The 19,750-nt window shown below is 45.7% G+C and carries 24 protein-coding genes and 1 tRNA gene; 13 read left to right on the forward strand and 12 right to left on the reverse strand.

Going from position 1 to position 19,750, the window contains the following annotated elements:
• Positions 1-84 precede the first annotated feature (84 nt).
• From adk to nadE, 4 genes are all read left to right on the forward strand, one after another.
• A complete protein-coding gene (adk, locus tag KO533_RS20345; RefSeq protein ID WP_028759655.1) occupies positions 85-729 on the forward strand; it encodes an adenylate kinase in 645 nt (214 codons plus the stop codon).
• Between the two features lie 112 nt (positions 730-841).
• Complete coding sequence (gene hemH, locus KO533_RS20350; RefSeq protein ID WP_219255882.1) at positions 842-1,861, forward strand: ferrochelatase; 1,020 nt, start codon at positions 842-844, stop codon at positions 1,859-1,861.
• Positions 1,862-2,272: 411 nt separating this feature from the next.
• Complete coding sequence (locus KO533_RS20355; protein WP_028759658.1) at positions 2,273-3,577, forward strand: inosine/guanosine kinase; 1,305 nt, start codon at positions 2,273-2,275, stop codon at positions 3,575-3,577.
• Positions 3,578-3,778: 201 nt separating this feature from the next.
• Positions 3,779-4,609: an ammonia-dependent NAD(+) synthetase gene (gene nadE / locus KO533_RS20360; protein ID WP_219255884.1), complete on the forward strand. Its 831-nt coding sequence runs from the start codon at positions 3,779-3,781 to the stop codon at positions 4,607-4,609.
• 117 nt (positions 4,610-4,726) lie between these two features.
• On the opposite strand, the gene KO533_RS20365 is transcribed toward nadE, so the two are convergent.
• A complete protein-coding gene (locus KO533_RS20365) occupies positions 4,727-5,227 on the reverse strand; it encodes a hypothetical protein (protein ID WP_219255886.1) in 501 nt (166 codons plus the stop codon).
• Between the two features lie 235 nt (positions 5,228-5,462).
• Between KO533_RS20365 and KO533_RS20370 the strand changes: the two genes are divergently transcribed.
• A complete protein-coding gene (locus KO533_RS20370) occupies positions 5,463-6,992 on the forward strand; it encodes an alpha/beta fold hydrolase (protein WP_219255888.1) in 1,530 nt (509 codons plus the stop codon).
• Between the two features lie 311 nt (positions 6,993-7,303).
• Positions 7,304-7,380 (forward strand) — tRNA-Pro (locus tag KO533_RS20375).
• 163 nt (positions 7,381-7,543) lie between these two features.
• Here KO533_RS20375 and KO533_RS20380 read toward each other — a convergent pair.
• The 10 genes from KO533_RS20380 to KO533_RS20425 form a co-directional block, all read right to left on the reverse strand.
• Entirely contained in the window at positions 7,544-8,728 is a 1,185-nt protein-coding gene (locus KO533_RS20380; RefSeq protein ID WP_012089466.1) for a recombinase, read from the reverse strand.
• Positions 8,729-8,733: 5 nt separating this feature from the next.
• Positions 8,734-8,955 (reverse strand): hypothetical protein, encoded by a 222-nt coding sequence (locus KO533_RS20385; protein WP_012089465.1) that lies wholly within the window; start codon positions 8,953-8,955, stop codon positions 8,734-8,736.
• Positions 8,956-9,089: 134 nt separating this feature from the next.
• A complete protein-coding gene (locus KO533_RS20390) occupies positions 9,090-9,422 on the reverse strand; it encodes a hypothetical protein (RefSeq protein WP_219255890.1) in 333 nt (110 codons plus the stop codon).
• A complete protein-coding gene (locus KO533_RS20395; RefSeq protein WP_011847800.1) occupies positions 9,419-9,649 on the reverse strand; it encodes a hypothetical protein in 231 nt (76 codons plus the stop codon). Before KO533_RS20395 ends, KO533_RS20390 begins: the two co-directional genes overlap by 4 nt.
• Complete coding sequence (locus tag KO533_RS20400) at positions 9,646-9,924, reverse strand: hypothetical protein (protein WP_168825293.1); 279 nt, start codon at positions 9,922-9,924, stop codon at positions 9,646-9,648. The genes KO533_RS20395 and KO533_RS20400 overlap by 4 nt, the downstream gene beginning before the upstream one ends.
• Positions 9,925-10,233 carry a hypothetical protein gene (locus KO533_RS20405; protein WP_219255892.1) on the reverse strand — a complete coding sequence of 103 codons (309 nt, stop codon included), beginning with the start codon at positions 10,231-10,233 and terminating at the stop codon, positions 9,925-9,927.
• Entirely contained in the window at positions 10,230-11,294 is a 1,065-nt protein-coding gene (locus KO533_RS20410; protein WP_219255894.1) for a DGQHR domain-containing protein, read from the reverse strand. The genes KO533_RS20405 and KO533_RS20410 overlap by 4 nt, the downstream gene beginning before the upstream one ends.
• Positions 11,291-11,920: a hypothetical protein gene (locus KO533_RS20415; protein ID WP_219255896.1), complete on the reverse strand. Its 630-nt coding sequence runs from the start codon at positions 11,918-11,920 to the stop codon at positions 11,291-11,293. Before KO533_RS20415 ends, KO533_RS20410 begins: the two co-directional genes overlap by 4 nt.
• Before the next feature lie 30 nt (positions 11,921-11,950).
• A complete protein-coding gene (locus KO533_RS20420) occupies positions 11,951-12,298 on the reverse strand; it encodes a hypothetical protein (RefSeq protein WP_219255898.1) in 348 nt (115 codons plus the stop codon).
• Between the two features lie 125 nt (positions 12,299-12,423).
• Positions 12,424-12,786 (reverse strand): hypothetical protein, encoded by a 363-nt coding sequence (locus tag KO533_RS20425; protein ID WP_219255900.1) that lies wholly within the window; start codon positions 12,784-12,786, stop codon positions 12,424-12,426.
• An 881-nt stretch (positions 12,787-13,667) separates the two neighbouring features.
• On the opposite strand from KO533_RS20425, the gene KO533_RS20430 reads away from it, so the two are divergent.
• The 4 genes from KO533_RS20430 to KO533_RS20445 all read left to right on the forward strand — a co-directional run bounded on the left by KO533_RS20430 (position 13,668) and on the right by KO533_RS20445 (position 17,396).
• Positions 13,668-14,387, forward strand: a complete 720-nt coding sequence (locus KO533_RS20430) for a hypothetical protein (protein WP_219255902.1) — start codon at positions 13,668-13,670, stop codon at positions 14,385-14,387.
• A 434-nt stretch (positions 14,388-14,821) separates the two neighbouring features.
• A complete protein-coding gene (locus tag KO533_RS20435) occupies positions 14,822-15,652 on the forward strand; it encodes a hypothetical protein (RefSeq protein ID WP_219255904.1) in 831 nt (276 codons plus the stop codon).
• 109 nt (positions 15,653-15,761) lie between these two features.
• Positions 15,762-16,919, forward strand: coding sequence for a hypothetical protein (locus KO533_RS20440; RefSeq protein ID WP_219255905.1), 1,158 nt, complete (start codon positions 15,762-15,764; stop codon positions 16,917-16,919).
• Positions 16,920-17,003: 84 nt separating this feature from the next.
• Positions 17,004-17,396, forward strand: a complete 393-nt coding sequence (locus tag KO533_RS20445) for a VOC family protein (RefSeq protein ID WP_219255906.1) — start codon at positions 17,004-17,006, stop codon at positions 17,394-17,396.
• A gap of 208 nt (positions 17,397-17,604) precedes the next feature.
• Here KO533_RS20445 and KO533_RS20450 read toward each other — a convergent pair whose 3' ends face one another.
• Positions 17,605-18,315, reverse strand: a complete 711-nt coding sequence (locus tag KO533_RS20450) for a helix-turn-helix transcriptional regulator (RefSeq protein WP_219255908.1) — start codon at positions 18,313-18,315, stop codon at positions 17,605-17,607.
• A gap of 105 nt (positions 18,316-18,420) precedes the next feature.
• Here KO533_RS20450 and KO533_RS20455 point away from each other — a divergent pair, with 105 nt between their 5' ends.
• From KO533_RS20455 to KO533_RS20465, 3 genes are read left to right on the forward strand one after another with little or no spacing between them, the layout of a single operon-like run.
• On the forward strand, positions 18,421-18,615 hold the full coding sequence (locus KO533_RS20455) for a Cro/CI family transcriptional regulator (protein ID WP_219255910.1): 195 nt from the start codon (positions 18,421-18,423) through the stop codon (positions 18,613-18,615).
• Positions 18,616-18,658: 43 nt separating this feature from the next.
• On the forward strand, positions 18,659-19,282 hold the full coding sequence (locus KO533_RS20460) for a hypothetical protein (RefSeq protein ID WP_219255912.1): 624 nt from the start codon (positions 18,659-18,661) through the stop codon (positions 19,280-19,282).
• A gap of 5 nt (positions 19,283-19,287) precedes the next feature.
• Positions 19,288-19,614, forward strand: a complete 327-nt coding sequence (locus KO533_RS20465) for a hypothetical protein (RefSeq protein WP_219255914.1) — start codon at positions 19,288-19,290, stop codon at positions 19,612-19,614.
• The last annotated feature ends 136 nt before the right edge of the window (positions 19,615-19,750 follow it).

Genomic DNA, 19,750 nt, shown 5'->3' on the forward strand with positions numbered 1-19,750 from the left:
AGCTAAAACCCTTCTCAATGGCGGCCAGATGTGCGAAGATCGCCGCCCTAAGAAGAATATCAATGCGAAAAGAGGACTCTTGAGATGCGCATTATCCTATTGGGCGCCCCAGGTGCCGGTAAAGGTACCCAGGCCCAGTTCATTATGGAACAGTATGGTATCCCACAAATTTCCACTGGTGATATGTTACGTGCCGCGGTAAAAGCGGGTACTCCACTGGGTTTGGAAGCGAAAAAAGTGATGGATGCTGGTCAACTGGTTTCTGATGATCTGATCATCGGTCTGGTTAAAGAGCGTATCGCACAGGAAGACTGTGTTAAAGGTTTCTTGTTAGACGGTTTCCCACGTACCATCCCACAGGCGGATGCGATGGCGGCAAACGGTATTAGCATTGATCACGTGATTGAAATCGACGTGCCAGACGAAGAAATCGTTAAGCGCATGAGCGGTCGCCGTGTTCACCCAGGTTCTGGCCGTGTTTACCATGTGGTTTTCAATCCACCTAAAGTGGAAGGTAAAGACGACGTGACGGGCGAAGATTTAGCTATTCGTCCAGATGATGAAGAAAGCACAGTGCGTAAACGCCTCGCGATTTATCACGAGCAAACTAAGCCGCTGGTTGAATACTACGGTAAAGTGGCTGCCGCTGGCCAAACTCAATACAACAAGTTTGACGGTACTCAATCGGTTGCGGCCGTGAGTGAGCAGTTAGCTAGGGTGTTGAAATAACCGAATAAAGGTTAATTTACGAGAACAAGTTCTCATATTAAGAAAAAGCCTGCCGATGCAGGCTTTTTTTATGGGTATCGCAATGTTAGCCTCCAAGTGAACTTCATTAACCATGAGCCTAACGTTGAATCCTTCCCCTGCTTTTGGTGTGTTATTGGTTAACCTCGGCACGCCTGATCAACCTAGTCCTAAGGCCGTTAAACGCTTTTTAAGGCAGTTTTTAAGTGATCCGCGTGTCGTCGATTTATCGCCGTGGATTTGGCAACCGCTGTTGAACGGCATTATCCTCAACACCCGTCCGACGAAAGTCGCCAAACTCTATCAAAGCGTGTGGACGCCGGAAGGCTCGCCCTTGATGGTGATAAGTGCACGCCAAGCACAAAAGTTGGCGGTGGACTTAAGCGTAACCTTTAACCAGACCATTCCGGTTGAACTGGGCATGAGTTACGGTAATCCCTCCATCGATGCGGGATTTGAACGCCTGAAAGATCAAGGAGCAGAGCGTATTATTGTGCTGCCTTTGTATCCCCAATATTCCTGCTCGACGGTGGCAAGTGTGTTCGATGCCGTTGCCCGTTATCTTAAAACCGTGCGTGACATACCGCAGGTTCGCTTTAATAAAGACTATTTTGACCATAGCGCTTATATTGCTGCGCTGGCACACAGTGTGACGCGCCACTGGAAAACCCATGGGCAGGCCGACAAGTTGCTCTTGTCATTTCATGGTATTCCACTGCGTTATGTGAAAGAGGGCGATCCATACCGCGAGCAGTGTTTTGTCACGGCTAAACTGTTGGCGCAAAAACTTGAGCTGAGTGAGTCGCAATGGCAAGTGTGCTTCCAATCGCGCTTTGGCCGCGAAGAATGGTTAACGCCCTACGCCGATAAATTACTGGCCGAGTTACCTGCGCAAGGGATCAAAAGTGTCGATGTGATTTGCCCTGCGTTTGCGACCGATTGCCTCGAAACCTTAGAAGAGATCTCCATTGGTGCTAAGGAAACCTTTTTGCATGCGGGTGGCAGCGACTATCGGTTTATCCCTTGTTTGAACGACGATGAGTTACACATTGAATTATTACGGCAATTAATCCAAGAACAAGCGGTATCTTGGGCCCATACCCAAGCCACCTGAAGATACGAGTTTCAGAGCGCCTAGGGTGATTCAATTCAAGGCGCATCAATGACAGAATGTCGGCCACCTTTTGAATTGATGCAACACGGAAGTGAAGTGCCCTAGGCGCTCCGTCCCGGCGTTTTTTAACGCACTTTATACTGTGTTGACTATTTTTAACTTAGCCCACTAGGTCTGCAAATAGCCGCCTTGCCTAAAGTGCGTTAAATTCCCGCTGAATCCTGCATCTTCAGGTTGTTTGGGTATAGGAGCACTGGCTTCGAACTGATTTTGTGATAGAATCTGCGCCCTTCCGGCTAAGGGGTGGTTTTTTTGTCTCGCTAGCCTAGACTCAATATTTTTAGGATGCTGCTTGGCTTGACCGCCTCGGCAGACGCCAATTAGCATGGATGCCAGGAAAAGAGAGCCACTATGAAGTTTCCCGGTCAGCGTAAATCTAAACATTATTTTCCGGTTAAAACCCGAGATCCGCTGCTTGAACAGCTGACTCAACAGCCTCAGCCGTTTGCGACCTATATCAGCGGTATTGATCAAACCTTAGTGGATATCGAAGCGAAAGTGGAAGACGAATTGCTGAGCCGTTATGGCTTGCCCAAAGGCAATTCTACCTTGATCAATGATGAACAGGCCCACAGACTCTACACTGAGTTAAAAATTCATGGTTTGATTAGCGATGAATTTGCTGGTGGCACTATTGGTAACACAGTGCACAACTATTCTATTCTGGCCGATGACCGTTCAGTGCTGTTTGGAGTAATGAGTCAAAATATCGAAGTGGGCAGTTACGCCTACCGCTATTTATGTAATACCTCTTCTAAAGTCGACCTTAACTTTCTACAACCTGTAGATGGTCCTATCGGTCGCTGTTTTACCCTGATTTCTGAGTGCGGCGAGCGAACATTTGCGATCAGCAAAGGCGCTATGGATAAACTCACACCTGAATTTATCGATAAAGACGTGGTGCAGGGCAGTTCAGCCTTAGTGTTGACCGCGTATTTGATGCGCGCTAGTGATGGCGACCGTATTACCGATGCGGCCATGTGCGCTATCGAATATGCAAAAGCCGCCGAAGTTCCCGTGGTATTAACCTTAGGCACGCGTTTCTTGATTGAAGAAGATCCACAATGGTGGCAAAACTTTATCAAAGAACATGTCACCATTTTGGCGATGAATGAAGACGAAGGTGAAGCTTTAACGGGTTCACGGGATCCTCTGCTTGCCAGTGAAAAAGCCTTGGAATGGTGCGACATGGTATTAACTACAGCGGGTCCAATCGGGCTTTATACTGCGGGTTATACCGAGGACTCAGAAAAACGCGAAACGACTCACACGCTGTTGCCGGGTGCTATCCCTGAATTTAATCGTTATGAATTTTCTCGTCCAAAGCTTAAAAGTGACTGTGAAACACCAATCAAAGTCTTTGCCCACATTTCACCTTACATGGGCGGCCCTGAAAAAATCGGTAACACTAATGGCGCTGGCGATGGCGCATTATCGGCGTTATTGCACGATCTGGCGGCCAATACTTTCCACAAGACTAACGTGCCAGGCTCAAGTAAACATAAGCGCGATGGCCTGTGTTATTCTTCGTTCTCTCAAGTGTGTAAGTACGCTAACCGCGTCGCCTATGAAGTCTTAGCTCAGCATAGCCCGCGTTTATCCCGCGGTTTACCTGAGCGCGAAGACAGCTTAGAAGAATCCTACTGGGAAAGATAAGTCGGTAGCTGTATTGGGATTAAGCTGACTGATTTACGCTAGGGCAATAACGGCAAACCGTTGTTGCCCTTATTTTTATGGCGTTTATCAATAATCAATTAACTAAGCATTAATTTTAACTACAGGCAGTTGCGAATAAATGTTAACGTTAGTCGGGTTCAGGTAGTCCAAATACAGCGATGATTTAAGGTGGAATTTTCGGTGAAAGCGCAAATCTTAAGAGAAATGAAGGTACTCACGGCCATAGAGCCTGAGTTCGAAGTGCAACGTCGTGTCGCGTTTATTAAAACCAAACTAAAAGAAGCGCGTAGCAAGGCATTGGTATTAGGGATCAGCGGTGGGGTGGATTCTTCTACTGCTGGGCGTTTGTGTCAGTTGGCGGTGGACAGTTTAAACCACGAAAATAGCCAAGGTGGTTACCAGTTTATCGCCGTGCGCTTACCCTATCAGATCCAAAAAGATGAGCATGAGGCGCAATTAGCCTGTCAGTTTATTCAGCCCTCTAAGTTGGTCACTGTGAATGTGCATCAAGGTGTTGATGGCGTGCACAGCGCTACCGTTGCCGCGTTAGCCGAAGCCGGATTGCCTTTGCCCGATGTGGCGAAAGTGGATTTTGTGAAGGGTAACGTTAAAGCCCGTATGCGGATGATCGCCCAGTATGAACTCGCCGGACTCGTAGGCGGGCTTGTGGTGGGGACAGATCACAGCGCCGAAAATATCACAGGTTTTTACACTAAATGGGGCGATGGTGCCTGCGATTTAGCGCCATTATTTGGTCTTAACAAACGCCAAGTTCGCCAACTCGCCGCGTATCTTGGCGCGCCAGAATCGTTAGTCTATAAAGCGCCGACCGCGGATTTAGAAGACAATAAACCGTTACTCGAAGATGAAGTCGCGCTTGGCCTAACCTATGCGCAAATCGATGATTTCCTTGAGGGTAAAGACGTTGGCAAGGCGGTTGAAGACAAGTTAATTGGTATTTATAAGGCGACGCAGCATAAACGTCAGCCTATTCCAACTATTTACGACTAACCCTGAATCGTCCTTGAATATGCACTCGTTTGAACTCTGTTCACGAGTGCTTTTTTATGCCTTTGTTATTTGGTGACTAATGCTGTGGTGACAGCCGTTACCACAATCATAATGGGATTATTCACTGTGGTGGGGCTCTGGCGTTGCTAAGTGTTGGCGTGTCAGGGCGATCAGTTGGTTTGGGTATTGGCGATAATCCAAATAGGGCGTGAGTAAACAATGCTGTCCTAGCGAAGATGGCAGCTTAAGTACGGTTATGGATTTATTTTGGGCAGTTAAATGCTGCGCACTGGAATCGTTCACGGACATGGTGAGCCCTAAAGCATTTGCGGCCACTTGCCCCGCAATGAGATGAATCTTAGCGTTTGCCATCAGCTCTATAGCGCCTATGCAGATCATTTCATTTTGCTTGAGTAACACTTGGTCACGATAGCTGCGCCAATCTTCTCCAACCGCGCTGATTTTTGCCATAATAGTGAAGATCTTACGCCAATGATTGCCATTTAGAGCGATGAGAGCCCCGACAGCGTCTGGCTGAGTGTAATGCCAGCTCTCAGGTATCAGCGGCGCGGTAGGAAGATAGTAGGCGAACCTAGCGTGTGGATTACCGATTATCATCGAGAGTGTATAAGTTTCGTTGGAATAAGACTATTTTCGATCCTAACCCGATTAAGGCCTATGCGGCTAATAAAATTGCGAGATGAGTAAATTGGGGTGACTAAATTGAAGTGACTAAATTGGAGTGATTAAATTGTACTGCTTAAGTGGTTTTTATCGCGGTAAAACGTTTGAAGGATGTTTTTATCTACCCGTATAATCTAGTTGCACATTTTATCTACATGTAGGAACAGCGATGAAGGCCATCATCATAGGTTCGACAAAACACCTATTTTTAGCTGCAGTGTATGCGAGTACTGGCATAGTGGTGGCGTTACTCGCGACAGGGATCTATTTTCTTAATGCGCGCCCTGAGCTGTCACTTTGGCATACGGTCGAGCTAGAAAATGAGTTCCATTATAATACTAAACTCGCTAATTTTAATGAATACTTAGCGCTAGAAGAGCGCCTATTCGCCGAAGTTGAGCGCAAAGTTGTCAAAAAGATTCCCGCCAATGAATTTTCTCCAGTGAACCGCTATGTCAAAAATAGCTTATCTGATCCTGCCCATTGGCCACAAAATTGGAATCGCAGTTATGAATGGCCTGTGGCTAATGCCGAATTTGGAGTATTACTGCTCCACGGTATGTCGGATTCGCCCTATGCTCTATCCAATGTGGCGGCGCACTTTAAAGGTAAAGCCCATGTACTCGGTTTAAGATTGCCAGGGCATGGCACGATTCCAAGTGGATTGACTGAGCTTTATTGGCAAGATCTGGCCGCAGCGGTGAATTTAGCCACAGCGCATATGCGGCAAACTCTGAAAGATAAACCATTATTTGTGGTGGCTTTTTCGACGGGTGCCGCCGTCGCGCTGAACCATGAGTTAGAACGTATCAGCCATAATAAAACCCCAGATTATGATGGAATGATTTTTATCTCTCCCGCGATAGGGCTAGCGCCATCTGCGGCGGCCGCACGCTGGCAGAGTTGGATAGGACGATTGTTGGAGCTGGATAAACTGCAATGGAACAGTATTCAAGTGGAATACGATCCCTTTAAATACACCTCTTTTGCGGTTAATGCGGGCGATGTAGTTTATCAATTAGCCCTGCGTAACCAAGGTTTATTGGCAGGATTAACGCCGCAGCAACGGGCGCAAGTTCCGTCGATACTCACCTTTCAGTCAGTGGTGGACGCAACGGTTTCAACCGCGGCGGTGGTGAATAATCTGTATCAAACGTTGCCTGAAAAAGGCCATGAGCTAGTGCTGTTTGATATGAACCGACTCGATGTAAATGCCAAGATGGTGTCCAATGATCCGCTTGCGGGCTTGTTGGCGAACATTAATAACCCTGAGTTACATTATCGCGGCACTGTGGTGGAAAATATCAGTAATGAAACCACGCAGGTTCAGGCGCGATACTTTGGTTTAGATGAACTGGGTTTAGATGAACAGAATTTAGATACACAGGATATAGACACACAGGGTAAAGTGCTCACTCAGGTCAGTGAAAACGTGCGGATATTAGATTTATATTGGCCTGCAGGCGTGTATTCTTTATCCCATGTTGCGCTACCTTTTGGCATAGATGATGGGCTTTATGGCGCCGTGATCCAGCCTGATTTACATAGGATCCAAATCGGAGCCTCAGCTTCGCGGGGAGAGCGCGGCTTGTATAGCGTGTCAGCATCTGAAATGTTACGACAGAAATGGAATCCCTTTTTCCCGTATCTACTCGAGCGCATGGATGAGTATCTACTCGCCCATATGCACTCGCATTGAATGATGATTGAGTAAACAGGTGTCATTATGTCTGTTCTGCAGCTAAATCCTGTTTGAGTATGGTCGTAATCAGTATCGAGCAATCATTATCGACGAAAATAGTGTCATTCAGAACATAAACTAAGCAGTTGATCAAAGAGATGTAATGAAGCCCTTGCGCAGTTGCGAGGCAATTGCTACAGTTCTGGCTCGCTTAAGATAAACCCCATAAACAGTATCTTAGGTGATAAGTAATTAAGCAAAAGCCGTAAAGATTATCGCTAAACTATATTTAGCTAAGTCAGCACAGGTATGCAATATACTTAAAAATTCGGTATGTAGCGCAGCCCGGTAGCGCACTGTCATGGGGTGTCAGGGGTCGGAGGTTCGAATCCTCTCATACCGACCAAATTCAAAATAAAAAAGCCTGTAAACTTAATAGTTTGCAGGCTTTTTTATTTTAATCCGATTTTAATATTCATTTTTAAGCGGTCAAACTATGGTCGAACTCAGGTCAAACAGGCTTTCAATAACCGAGGCCATTCAGGCCCGTTTGCCTTAGTTTTTCTAGGCTAATTTGCCATGTTAATCTCTGCATGTGGTACCTCAGTCCATTCCAAATGATCACGAACATAGACCTTGGTAGACTTCGAATCGGTATGCGCCATGCGGCCTTGAGGATCAATCCCCATATCCGAAAACAGTCTTGCAGATAGGGCGCGGATTTCATGAAAAGTCGGCCGCTGATTAACTTCAAGGTGACTAAATAATCCAATGTCATCCCTTACCGCAGAAAATGCTCTGCTAAGGTAGTTTGGATCAAGCTGATAACGATGGTTTGTTTCAGCGCTTTGCCTAGTATTTCGCTCAGGAACCCGATGAACAACATACGGGCATAAAATCCCATCACGGCTTCTATCTATAATCCCTTTAATCTCCTGACCAATAGGGATAGCGACATGGCTAGCTTCCTTTTCCTCAACTTTTTGCCTATGGATAAACAGCGTTCCATAAATCCCATCAACCGGAGCCTCAAACCAAATACAGCCGCATTGCCCATCCTTAGGTTTTTTAATGCTGTACTTAATTCGAGAAATTTCTAACCTTGCCTGTGATGCTTGAAGCGCTAACTCCATTGCTGTTTGTAACCAAAGTGGCGCCGCAGCGTGGATAAGTTTGAAAGCATCTAAACTTAAGCGTTGGCGTTCTTTGCCTTTGGTTTTACGCTTTTTCATCTTTTTGGCGGCAGGGTTATCAACCATCAGCGATTGATCAATGGCGTAATTAATCAACTTTTCAATGAAACCCAGTTTGCGATTATGCACATTCGCACTCGCGTTAGGATGGTACTGGTTAAGAAATCCATTAATATGCTCAAGGCCAATATCCTGGCTTGGTATAGCCTTGAAGTACTCCTTCACTCTCGACGCATCGTTTAGCATAGTGCTAGCGAATTGCTTACTGGGTGACTCCTCTTTGAAAATGATCTCCATCAAACGGTCAACATGATCAGCAAAAGGAAGTTGCTGCTCAGATTCAATACCGCCCGAAGCCTTTATCAGGTCATCTACAATCAACCCAGAACTTGGGCGCATGATCCGGTTATATTCATTTGCTATCTGTATTGCTTGGATTTTATCTTTACCCAGTGATTTCCTAATACCGTTAATCAGGGTAAAGCGGTAAACGCCAGAGTCGATCTCATATCTTAGATATGAAGGAAGATTCTTATTTACCGGCATTTTTGGGCGCACCATGATACTTACACCGATTCCGCGACCAGATGCATAACCGCATTACTGACAACCTGCGGAACGCCAAAATACTGATCCTCATACACATAGACAGTGCCACTAATGACGGCACCACGAATTTTACCTTTCAATATCCACGTAGAAATCGTTCTATTTTGCGGCATTGACCCTTTAGTGAACTCGCGGCTAGCCCATTCGCGTGCCTTCATTAACTTTGCTGTGTTTTTCATAATAGCCTCTCTTATTTGCTATGACGTTTGTATGTTTACTTGGCCTTAGGCCGATTCCATCGCAGGAACATAAATGCCTTCAGCGTTGATTTTTGTGGTGCAATTACCTTCTAACTCCTCTCTTTGCTGTCAGGTCATTTACCTACCGTTGCCAATTCCTTGTCCTTAGGTGCGAAAAACAGCGCGACGGGGCCATCTTCGGTGTCGTGAATACTCAGCAAGAATGAGCCGGCCTTGTCGCAAACGGGGTTCCAATCGCTGATATCGTTATCGCCCTCGTCAAAGTAGCGCTCGATCAGGTTTTCAGGGGCATCGAGTTCAAACCAAATCGCCACAAACTCGCCGCCTTGGCGTGCCGCCCATGCTTCACACTCCACACGGGTCACACCTTCATCCCACTCGGGCATATCGGGATGGGTCCAATAACCTTCTTCACGTTCTACAGTTGCTGCTTGTATCGGGTTCATGCTGCTTCTCCTTTTATCCTGAGTTTTGATTCTGCGTTGAGTGCGAATACTTCGGCGTCGGCTTGGCCGAAGTCGCTGCACTCGATGGCATTAAACGACTTACAAATGCCCCAGCCGTGGTAATTGTTGGGGGTGTATTTCACTTCGATTTGTTGCTGATCGCACATCAAAGTGAAGTAGGGCTTAGATAACGTGACCACGCCCGCTTTAGTGCTAAACGTATTCATGCCGCCTCCTTGTTTTGGTTGTCGCTTGTTTGGCTGACTGGCGGATGGCAGGGCAGGCGCATTGGGTGATATCGGTACGAATACACTATGGTGCGGCTAATGCCCTTGGCTAAGTTGGTTAAGCCGTTGCCCAATGCTTGCCAGTACAGGCAATCTAGCGCGCCCAGTGCCAGCGCGATTTTGATGCTGTCGCCCGTTGTGGCCTTGAGTAACAGGCTCAACTTATGGCTGCGGTAATGATTTAACAGATGGCGAAACGCCGCTGATTGAGTCATTTAGGCCACCTGCTTCGGTTGCAAAGGAGTTGTTAGCAAATCGCTTGATTGCAAATGAGTTAATTGCAGCTTGGCCCAGTCGATGGCTTTAATGGCCTCGACCGTGGCGGCGATTTGCTCTAGCTTCTTTTGCCCGCGCATAAAGTTAGACAGTTCAATCCCGTGGCGAGCCGCCGCGCGTTCGGCGGGCAGGGCACTGGTGTAATGCAGCGTTAACGCGGCGATCACCTCGGGCGAACTAATGCGGGTAAGCGAAAGCAATAACGCAACGCGCTCTTGTGATTCAAAGCCTGGGAGTAAGTGGTTCATGCCGCCACCTCAGAGAAAAACGTTCTTTCAACGCTGGCGCGAACGGGGTCGAGCTTTTGCTGCATCGTTTTAAGAATGAGGTTTGATGTCAGTGTCACGGCATCGGCGTTCGCGAGTAACTTGCCTGTTTTGGGGCAAATGCAGCGGCCTGTAAAGTCTTGGCTGTTGCGACTCCAAACGAGGTTTTGGTAAGCGTGGCGCCAGTGGCGTTGGCCGATGGACTCAGCCTCGCTTGCGGCGCTCGCCAGCGCTTTAAGCATTACCGTGGTGGTAAATAAGCTGGTTTCGCGCTCTTTACTGCCAAGGGATTGGAGCTCCATTGCTGCGCCCATGGTGTTCCAAAAGTCATAGGCAAGGGTGGCGTGATAGGGCTCAAAATTTTTCTTGGTGCCGAGCATGATGGCCGTAGCGTCTTTAATTTGTTTAAAGGACCAATAAAATTCGCTCTGTGCAGTCGGTTTGTTTGTCGCAAAATCAACACGGCCTTGCATCCAGTCGATTTGGTTCACTAAATCCATGGTGAGCTTTGATAGCTCATCCCTGTGGTTGTAGGTATCTGATAAACCTTGAGGCGGCTTGCTGGCATTTTGGTTGATATCGGTAAACGCTTGCTGGCGTTCTTGCAGCGATAAATTCATGTATAGGGTGATAGAGATTGAGTCTTGTGCAATCTCTGGTGATTTTTCCAGTGCTTTTGCGATACCGGTGGCGCGGTGCTGGCCATCGAACAACTTGATAATCGAATCAAGGCCGATTTTTAATACACCAACCACGCCGCTGATTTCGGACGCTTCGAACTTTGGCGCGTCGCCACCAGTGGGCACTTCAACCACGCCGATAATGCCTGGCAGAAAATACCCCGTTGGATTCGCCACCATGTAATTGCCAATGGATTTAGCACGGGCAGGGTTAACTTTGCGTTGGCTACGGTCGAGCACACTGCCGGCATCGTCAATGCGTAACATACGAACCAGCACACGCATCGACATGATCACGGTGTAAAACACTTTACCGCCTTGTACGCCCATCACCGCGGGCATTGAGTAACACATTTCCATCATGCTGCCTCCTTGCTTTGGGTGGCTTCGTCGTATTGGCGGATGGCAAACACAATCGCGTAACAGCACCAGATAAAGCGATAGGTGAAGGGGTCTTTCCAGCCATCCCAAAAATCATCTAACGTCATGCCGCCTGCATCTTCTTCATCCCAATTATTGAGGCGATAAACCACATCCCACTCGGAGTTTTCGCGGTTTTGGGTAAACTCCTTAACGGCATTAGTCGCGCTGCTAATCGCCTCAGCCTCTTCTTCATTCGTTGGATCCAGCCCTTCGACAAACCATTGCAAAAACTGCTCAAGGCGTTGATCGGCTTCTTTGGCATCAAACTCGCGAGTGCTATCGGTTTTACACTCAGCCAGTACCTTTTCTTCCCAGTAACTCGCATTCACGCCCCAGTCATCACCGCTTTGGCGAAAGAAGCTAAACATGTCCTGAACCCGAGAAAATACGTAACAGCCCATATCGCCACTGATGCACAGATGCTGCGGCCATGTGGTGATCTCAAAGCGATGCTCAAAGCTGCCTTGGCTGAGTACCATGTGACGGAACACCCCATCATCTTTAAGAATGGTGAGTTGATGTTCGGCCACATCGTTTAAAAATGATGTTCTCGTTGGGTGGTTCATACGCTATTCCTTCCTTTTGAATCAGCAGTTCTAAGCTGCTGCTTCGCCGTTAAACACCACCAGATTGATGATGGGTTTCTTGGTTTTTGGGTTCACCTTGTCCGACAGCTTGTGATAGCGAATATGCACATCGCGGTGGGCTTCTTGGGTCATAGCTAACACGATATATTGCTGGCACAGCGCGGGCGTCGATAACGAATGCGACAGGCGTTGTGGCTTCATGGTTTCAAACAAGTGCTGCGCCATATCATCCAACTTTGCTTGGTACTCGTCGGGGCTTAGTTGACGGCGGTTAGGGTGCCCGCCTACAGAGGTGCTGCACTTTTTGGCCGCTTGATTTTTCGCTAAGGTCATGGACACGCCGTAAACAAAAAACATAATTGCCTCCAACAAGATGAAACTGTCGCCGTAATCGTTATCGGGATATGGACCATCACCCCTTGGCTGCTTTGCCTAGATAGCCTAGCTCGTGAATGTTCGCGGCGGCTTAGCGGCTCTACTGCTTAGGGGCCGACGGGCGTGGTTGTCGTCATCGTGTGCAGCGGATGCACATTAGTGACGGCTTGCGAATCGTTACGCCACACCATCACCTTGCCGTACAAACCTTGTAGGGGCTCAGTGAAGCGCAGGCAGAAATTGAGCCCGAGTTCGCCCGTGTGGCGAATGAACTGGCGGTAAAACGCAGGGCTAGGGTGGTGATAAGCAAAATGCTTGACCAGTTCGGCGCAGCGGGCTTGCACCCGTGGGCAATCCATCGGATCGGTGTGGCCCTTGGCCAGCGCCATCAAGCAGGCAAAACGTATTGCAACCAGTAGACGAAACTCATCGCGTTGCTTAGGTGTGGTGTGAACTTTCGCTAGAATCATTTCCTTGTCCTCGGTAGTGGGTACAAGCAAAATATAACCTTGGTTAATTAATTGGTCAATAACTATGGTTAATTAATTTGGTTGATTTTAGTTATATGATTTCATGTGCGACCTGTAATACTGAATTAAGAGATTGATATAATGAGGGTTATGCTGGTGCTAGGTCAGGTCAACTTTACAAGGGGGAGGTTGATTGAGCTGTTATGCCCGAAAACTTGCTAGTACGTGGCCAATTAATCGTAATCATACGAACGAGTTGTTCTTCAAACTTTCATAACAAGTGACTAAAACTGGATAGGTATAGTTGTATAAATACTTATCTATTTTTAAGCTCTTTTAAGTTAATTTGTGTGCGCGTTATCCCAGTTTTAAATGGATAAAATCTCTTAAAATTAATATCTTATACAAGATGGGGGTAGGTAATAGAGTTAGGGGAACTTGCATGCGCATTTTTCCGCATGGTGTATTTGGACAAAAGCTGATAAGTTCCTTTTATTACAAGTAATTAACAGTGCGCGTATTCACTGGTCTAAATGAGGTAAACGCGAATGCGCACTAATAAAATGTTGAACTAAGCCGCTGCGCGGAGCTTAACTGCGATTTAGTGGAATGATTAAGCCTGCTCGAATCAGCTAGACTTAAAGAGATGCGATGGAACACAACCATGACAAAGGATTTTCAATGAAATACGCAGAAACCACGCAATATTATTTGCTCAAAACAGCTCTGCAGCTCAGACCTTGCCTCAAAAAAAGCAAATTCCTATAGCATGAAGCATACCAATTAATCTGGATAAGGCATCGGCCAAGTCCAACAAGCGATTTATGCCCTGCAAACAGCGCAGCGCATAAATACTAAGACGTTAGGCGATAGGAGATTAAATGGAAGAACTTATCTGTAATTGGACACCACAACTGATAGTAGAGCTGGTTAAAGCACTTGTTTGGCCGCTTACTCTATTACTTTTCGGGTTAAAATTTCGCTCAGGGATATATGAGTCCATTCGAAATTTCTTCTCAAGAAATACTGTTTCTGAGGTTTCCGCCACAGCCTCTGGTTTATCAGCCAAGTTTGTAGCTGCCAAACAGTCTTCCGAAGCCAAAGAGTCTGCGGGCACTAGTGCAGTAAGTTTGCCCGAAAACATGAGTGCTGAAGCAATTAAAAAAAGGCATGAGCAAAATAGGACAGATTTTAGCGAGGTACTCTACAAAGCAATAAAAATGCATTTATCAGCTATAAATTTGTCACCTGATGAAGAAGTTGAAATATTGGCTAGAGAGGCATCTCTATTACAAAGTGCGATACGTTACTTTGATATAAATAAAGTATTATTCCGCTCACAATTCAATCTATTTTCTACTATGAGCAATAATTCGGACTACGTATCCAAAGATGATATTCAGCATCATTTCTTAACCATCAAAAATTTAGCTGGCGAGGCATTCCTTGATTGGGACTGGATTAAATACGTATCGTATCCAGTTAGTAATGGACTGTTAAGTGATGAAGATGATGGGTATAAACTCACCACATTGGGTAGCTCATACGTTTCTTTCATGTCACGTAATCCTCAGTTGGTTGATGAACTTGCGAAACTCTAGTGCAAATTCGCTTAACAAGCGCAATCGGACTTGGGCGAGCTATCACCTTTTTTGCAAAGATTCGCAAAAATGCTGCCATCTAACCCAACCCGTTGTTGTAGGCGTTGAACTAAGCTGCTGCGCGGAACTTAATTGCGATTTAGTGGAATGATTAAGCCTGCTCGAATCAGCTAGGCTTAAAATATGATGCGATGGAACACAACAATGACAAAGGATTTTCAATGAAATACGCAGAAACCACGCAATATTATTTGCTCAAAACAGCTCTGCAGCTCCGACCTTGCCTCAAAAAAGCAAATTCCTATAGCATGAAGCATACCAATTAATTTGGATAAGGCATCGGCCAAGTCCAACAAGCGATTTATGCCCTGCAAACCGCGCAGCGCATAAATACTAAGACGTTAGCACATCTACCTAAACAAAGGAGTGAAATCGTGGGAAATAGAAAAATCCAAATTGGTGAAATTGAAATTCATAGCCGAGCTGGAGAAGGGTTTACCTTTGAAGGTGTATTCTCAAATAAAGCTCTCTCTGGTATTAACCTTAAACTTGAAAACATTGACAAATATAATCAAGAAAGAATTGAAAACCTCTTAAAAGAAAAAGAGATCGATATCTACGACCCTTTTTCTGCACGAAAATATAAAGGCACAATAACTCAGAAATCGAATAGCTTTACTGTAGGACGCGAAGTGAAATCCTATGAGCTTACTGTGAAAGAGATTGATCAAATACCATATTTTGAAGAAATTGAATTTAATGGTGTTTGTTTTAGCATCTTATCCTATGAGGAAAGTATCACATCGAATACTGTATCTAGACAAGGTGTTGTAAAGCTGACAAAAGATCAGTTTGAGAAATTCAGAGAACTGTTACCTGTGAAATGTTTAGAAGTTCGCAGAGTTGGAGTTGACGAGAAACCTTTTGAAATGAGGTTTGGTAGCCAAATGTTTTGGTCTGTGCATGATGAGAATGAAACCACATATTTTAAACATATCTTTAGGCTTTTTGATACAACACTGGATTCTAATGGGATGGATTTAGGTTCTGGAGTGATCCAGCGTAATGCAGCAAATATGCTCATAGATCTTACATCAAAATTCGAGTCGTTGGTTGAAATATTAAAGGCTGACAGTTCACTCTCAGATGAGACAAAAAGAAAGTTGCTTGATATAAATAGCAATGAACTTTCAAGCAAGGTGCTTCTAAATAAGCTCTATGATAGGCTTGAAAAAGTAATGGATGCAAATACACACTTTAAATAAATAGTCAGTAGTTAACGAGATGCTAACAAGTAAATCCAGGTGACGCCTACGGCGCAACTGATTTATGCGCTAACTTCTAATTGCTTCGATCATACTCAGGATACTTTAAATGGTAATTACGCATACCATCATATGCTCAACATGTAAGACTAAGCATCTTCTCAAGATTACATTGGGGCGTGAAAAAAATCAGCACCATGCATTTCCTTGCACTCATTGTGATGAAGAGATTAAGTTTGGGTTAGAAGGGCTGCCGAATAAAGGGGAGTATAAATATCTGAAAAACTGCGAATACCTTCATTTTGGTTATGATGAAGCAATTCAGATTTTACTTCACCCTGATTTAGCTGTTGGGAATAGAGTAGTTCAGGCAGGTGATATTACGACTGCGGTTAGACTCAACGTCGAAGAAATGGCCAGGATGGGAAATCAGAGTACATCGGAAAAAGTAGTCGTCCACAGAGAAAAATTTCAAAACTTCGGGTCAGAAAAACTGCGCTTCTACTTGAAAATTTGGTCTCTATTGAGAAATGAAAAAAACGATATTGCTCGTTCATATGCAGTTGAAAATGCCGAAACCGTAAAAGCAGAAATAAGAGATAATGAAAATTTATACATAGTTGACTTTCTTCAGCATTTTCTCGGTGAATATGGTCTTTCTATTTACACTGCACTTGAACAAGAATGGTCAAAAGTATCAGATGGATCTACCTTGACTGATTTTCACGCGGCCCAAGATTATGATGAGTTCGATATTTTTGAAGAGTTCTTTGATCACTTTAGCGAATTTTCACAAGTATTTCTGTATTTAAATAGCGGCATTGAAATTGATAAAAAACGTAAATCATCATCCACTGATTTCAATAAAACAAAAAAATACTACAGCTCTGCTTACGAGGCGTTAGCAAAAAGACTTTATATCCCTGCAGGGATAAATAATCTAAATGAGCGAGGCGATGCAAATTCATTTCAGAGACTTACATCATTAGGTGCATATTTGGCTACTGGAAATGGTGATAAACTCAGATGCTTAGAAAACAGTAATGAGCTTAATATTGTTGCATCTTGCTATGACAACAATCTCAGGAATGCTTCGTTTCATAATCACATGAAATTTAATCCAAAAAAATCAAAGATTACTTATACAAAGAACGATAGAAATAGCTGCTCAATTTCGTACCAAGAGTATTTAGTTCGTTGTGTAAAGGTATCAGAAGCGTTGGCGGCATATAAGCTATTTTCAATCAATCAACTACAGCAGAGTTAACAAGCAAAGGCAGCGGATGCTTCGCACCGCTGCTTTGGGCGTTAGAGCTCACACAGTTGCCCCAGCGGCTTCAAGGAGGATCGAATGAAAGGACAATTCGTCGCGGGAGCAGTTATCTACGCAAAAGACATTCAGCGAGTGAGCCAGTTTTATTCTGAGCTTGCTGGTCTACCAGTAACTCATAAAGAACCTGACTATGTGCTACTTGAGTCACCAAGCTTTCAATTAACGGTGGTAGCTCTAGCACCCGCAATCGCAGCTAAAATTGCAATCTCATCACCACCAGAACGCAGAGAAAACACAGCGATTAAAATTTGTTTTCCCGTTAAAAATCTTGTAACTACCCGAAAAATAGCTGAGCAGTTAGGTGGCAAATTAAATGAGCCAGAACGTGAATGGCTATTTGAAGGCAATAGAGTGTGTGATGCTCATGATCCAGAGGGCAATATTTTCCAAATTCGAGCCAGTGAATTCTAACAAGAATTTAAAGCGGGACTGCTAACAGTTTGCTCGGTTTCGCTTCGCTACACATTTTAGCAAACTGTTTTCAGCCCCTTAAATGGGCGTTACATACTTTAGTTGCTAATAGAATTGTTAAGCCGAATCAGGCTAATGCGAGCAAATTGTCTAACAAGGTTATGCCCCAAAATACGGCAGAAGTGCCATTTTGGGGATTAAATTGTTTTTACAACAGTACTGAATACCAAAACACTTTGCCGATCACTTTGATCTGTTTGACTTGGTCGGCATCAAGGCGTTCGTCTGGATATTCGTCCGTGTTGTAACTGCGAAGGCGTAAGCCACCACCGGGTAATTTATACAGCACTTTGATACGTAGCATGCCATCGTGGTTTACTGCGTACATTTTGCCGTCGATCACATCGGTGGCTGAGGTATCAACGCCCACTGTCGAGCCGTGGGGTAATATGGGCTCCATGCTGTTGCCGTTCACTTTGACACAGGCTGCATAGTCGCTATTCACACCTTGACGCTTAAGGGTGCTCTTAGTGAAGCGCAGTTTTGGCCCTTTAAATTCGCGGCAATCGAGAATGCCATCCCCTGCGGCTAGCTCTACTTCCATGTAAAACGGTATTTCAACTTCATCTTCCCCTAATGGGGTATCACTGTCCCATATCTCAAAACCGCCAGCCCATTCAGCATTGGATTCAATTCTGTTGGCTGCCTTAGCTTTTGCGCCTTCTTCGCCATATTGAAGCTCTTCGGCGGTGCAACGCAAAGCAGCCGCTATGTTTAGCAGCTTTCCAGTCGTTTTAACTTTACCGGAGACTAGTTTATGTACCATGACTTGAGAAATGTCCGCTCGTTCGGCTAACTCTTTTTGAGTCATGCCGATGGCTTCCATTCTGTCACGTATGTTTTGGGCAAGTGTTTTCATTGGTTAAGTATATTACCTAGGTTATATATGACAACTAACCAAAGTTATTGACTTGAATTAACCATAGTTATATTGTTGCTGTGTTTCATTCACTTTGGAGTCATTATGAAAAAAGCCGCAGCCATAGATCACTTTGGTTCACAAGCAAAGCTCGCGGCCGCTATTGGCGTGTCTCAAGCCGCCATTTCGAAGTGGCCTGTAGACGTTCCCGAACTCCGCGCTTATCAAATCGAACGGTTAACTGGTGGTGAACTCAGGGCGACAGATTTGCCGTTAATGAGCCCTGAGCATGCCGCTTAATAATGAACCGTTCTAACACGTTAACAGAGAGAGGCTTATTAGCATGAAAACCAATTCACGTAAAAAAGATAGCCGTTTGAATTTGTTGATGAAAACGATTCATCGGGTGTTGGAGTTACCCAAGATGACACGCTTTGCGCTGGCGATAGATTTTGTTGCGGCAGTTGAGCGCCTTGGGCTAAGTGAGGTGTTGGCGGCGGAGGGCATTAGCTTTGCGAGCACGCAAGACGTGCACAACGATGCGCGGATAAATGCCCAAAAGCTGTTCCGTTGGCTCGGCCAGTACGAGGGCCAACACCCGCAGGCGGATCGCTTGTTTCATGTTGAGCAAGCACTGGTGGCGGCACTGCCCGAGCATTTGCGGGTGCAGTATCTCAACGATGTGTTTGGTTGCACTGGGGTGACGGTCATTGCTGATCGTATGAATGATGGCCATGTGTTGCATGTGGCCGATATGGCGGCATCGCTCACCAAAGAGAACGCCGAGGCGCAAGTGGCGGTGATCCATTTGGGCCGTGAGCCCAAGCGCGAGCAGTTAGTGGCGGCGCACCGCGAGTTAAAAGAGTCGGCGGCGACTACGCAAGCGAGTATGGCGGCGTTAGAGCTGGCGTACCCGTATTTAGCGAGTCACGGCGGCAAGGCCACGCAATACGCGGCCGAGAAGTGATAGCTATGCAGCAATCGAACCTTAACATCAATGTTATCGCCTGCGCTAAGCCTGAGCTGCATCAGCAGTTGATCCGCTTGGGCGACATGATCGGCGACGGTTTGCATTTAGAACCCGATGGCAAATGGATTGCGAAAGAGTATGTGAAAGTGGCGCGGGCGTTAGGTTATCGGCCTAAACGGGCGGATCACAGCGCACAGATTAATGCGGTGATGCTTAAGCGGGTGGCTGATGTGCCGTGTGGCCAGTGCGGTTTGGCTTTAAAGCAAACCAAGTCGGGCTCGAAACGCGCTGTGTGTGCCAATGGTCATAAGTGGCAGTTGTTGAAATGAGTTGTTGAAACGACTTGTTGGAATGAAAGAAGGAGTGAATGACATGTTCACAAATCAGTTAAGTGATAACTGGGCGCGTAAAAAACGCCGTTATCCCGATGCCCGCCACAGTTTGGCGACGAATGCGGGCTTGATA

Origin of the sequence: Shewanella sp. NKUCC05_KAH (assembly GCF_019345585.1) — a bacterium.
In the GTDB taxonomy this organism is placed as follows: domain Bacteria; phylum Pseudomonadota; class Gammaproteobacteria; order Enterobacterales; family Shewanellaceae; genus Shewanella; species Shewanella oncorhynchi.

Bases quoted from the DNA above. Each gene is read 5' to 3' on its own strand.
- hemH (WP_219255882.1), top strand. From the start codon at position 842: ATGAGCCTAACGTTGAATCCTTCCCCTGCTTTTGGTGTGTTATTGGTT.
- KO533_RS20355 (WP_028759658.1), top strand. From the start codon at position 2,273: ATGAAGTTTCCCGGTCAGCGTAAATCTAAACATTATTTTCCGGTTAAA.
- KO533_RS20400 (WP_168825293.1), bottom strand. From the start codon at position 9,924: ATGACTCAATCAGCGGCGTTTCGCCATCTGTTAAATCATTACCGCAGC.
- KO533_RS20445 (WP_219255906.1), top strand. From the start codon at position 17,004: ATGAAAGGACAATTCGTCGCGGGAGCAGTTATCTACGCAAAAGACATT.
- KO533_RS20370 (WP_219255888.1), top strand. From the start codon at position 5,463: ATGAAGGCCATCATCATAGGTTCGACAAAACACCTATTTTTAGCTGCA.
- KO533_RS20415 (WP_219255896.1), bottom strand. From the start codon at position 11,920: ATGAACCACCCAACGAGAACATCATTTTTAAACGATGTGGCCGAACAT.
- KO533_RS20465 (WP_219255914.1), top strand. From the start codon at position 19,288: ATGCAGCAATCGAACCTTAACATCAATGTTATCGCCTGCGCTAAGCCT.
- KO533_RS20440 (WP_219255905.1), top strand. From the start codon at position 15,762: ATGGTAATTACGCATACCATCATATGCTCAACATGTAAGACTAAGCAT.
- KO533_RS20385 (WP_012089465.1), bottom strand. From the start codon at position 8,955: ATGAAAAACACAGCAAAGTTAATGAAGGCACGCGAATGGGCTAGCCGC.
- KO533_RS20455 (WP_219255910.1), top strand. From the start codon at position 18,421: ATGAAAAAAGCCGCAGCCATAGATCACTTTGGTTCACAAGCAAAGCTC.
- KO533_RS20410 (WP_219255894.1), bottom strand. From the start codon at position 11,294: ATGATGGAAATGTGTTACTCAATGCCCGCGGTGATGGGCGTACAAGGC.
- KO533_RS20365 (WP_219255886.1), bottom strand. From the start codon at position 5,227: ATGATAATCGGTAATCCACACGCTAGGTTCGCCTACTATCTTCCTACC.
- KO533_RS20425 (WP_219255900.1), bottom strand. From the start codon at position 12,786: ATGATTCTAGCGAAAGTTCACACCACACCTAAGCAACGCGATGAGTTT.
- KO533_RS20430 (WP_219255902.1), top strand. From the start codon at position 13,668: ATGGAAGAACTTATCTGTAATTGGACACCACAACTGATAGTAGAGCTG.
- KO533_RS20395 (WP_011847800.1), bottom strand. From the start codon at position 9,649: ATGAATACGTTTAGCACTAAAGCGGGCGTGGTCACGTTATCTAAGCCC.
- KO533_RS20380 (WP_012089466.1), bottom strand. From the start codon at position 8,728: ATGGTGCGCCCAAAAATGCCGGTAAATAAGAATCTTCCTTCATATCTA.
- KO533_RS20390 (WP_219255890.1), bottom strand. From the start codon at position 9,422: ATGAACCCGATACAAGCAGCAACTGTAGAACGTGAAGAAGGTTATTGG.
- KO533_RS20405 (WP_219255892.1), bottom strand. From the start codon at position 10,233: ATGAACCACTTACTCCCAGGCTTTGAATCACAAGAGCGCGTTGCGTTA.
- KO533_RS20420 (WP_219255898.1), bottom strand. From the start codon at position 12,298: ATGTTTTTTGTTTACGGCGTGTCCATGACCTTAGCGAAAAATCAAGCG.
- KO533_RS20460 (WP_219255912.1), top strand. From the start codon at position 18,659: ATGAAAACCAATTCACGTAAAAAAGATAGCCGTTTGAATTTGTTGATG.
- KO533_RS20450 (WP_219255908.1), bottom strand. From the start codon at position 18,315: ATGAAAACACTTGCCCAAAACATACGTGACAGAATGGAAGCCATCGGC.
- adk (WP_028759655.1), top strand. From the start codon at position 85: ATGCGCATTATCCTATTGGGCGCCCCAGGTGCCGGTAAAGGTACCCAG.